This window comes from Deltaproteobacteria bacterium, assembly GCA_011773515.1.
Taxonomy (GTDB): domain Bacteria; phylum Desulfobacterota; class Deferrimicrobia; order J040; family J040; genus WVXK01.
On the sequence record WVXK01000037.1, the window covers coordinates 48,724 to 49,430 of the forward strand.

Below are 707 nucleotides of genomic sequence, written 5' to 3' on the forward strand. Positions count from 1 at the left end.
TTCAACAGGAAATATTGCTGGCCGATCGATATGATATTGTTCACGAGCCAGTAGATGACCAGTCCGCTTGGAAATCCCCAGAACATAACGGTAAAGATCAGGGGAAGAAAGTTCATCACCTTCTGCTGCGTCGGATCCATGCCCCCCGACGGGTTCAGCTTCTGCTGGAAGTACATCGACAGGCCCATCAAAAGCGGGAGGAGCCGGATGGGAACGAGGAACCCGAAGAGGTTGAAATCGTACAGGTGCTCGGGGGCGGACAGATCGGTTACCCACCACATGAAGGGGGCGTGGCGGAGCTCTATTGCAACCAGAAGGGCCTTGTAGAGGGCAAAAAAGACCGGGATCTGCAGAATCATGGGCATGCAGCCGGAGAGGGGGTTTATCTTGTACGTCTTGTAGAGGCTCATCACCTCCTGGTTCAAACGTGCCTTGTCCCCTTTGTACTTCTGCTGCAGCTCTTTTATAACCGGCTGAATATCCTGCATTTTCTTCATGGAAGCGAAGCTTCTCTGGGTCAGGGGGTGGAAGAGAATCTTTATGATTATCGTCAGGATGATGATATCGATTCCATAGTTTCCGGTTATCGAGTTCGAATACTTGAGAAGCAGCACGAGGGGTTTGGCGATCCAGCCGAAGAAGCCATAATCGAGGACCTCGTCGAAGTTGTTGCCAACAGCCTTGAGCGCTGCGCTGTTTTTTGGACC

The 707-nt window shown here is 51.8% G+C and carries 1 protein-coding gene; it reads right to left on the minus strand.

Annotation, left to right across the window (positions count from 1 at the left end; all coding sequences use genetic code 11):
* A partial coding sequence (gene yidC / locus GTN70_04005; protein ID NIO16153.1) for a membrane protein insertase YidC occupies positions 1-707 on the minus strand: 707 nt, incomplete at both ends.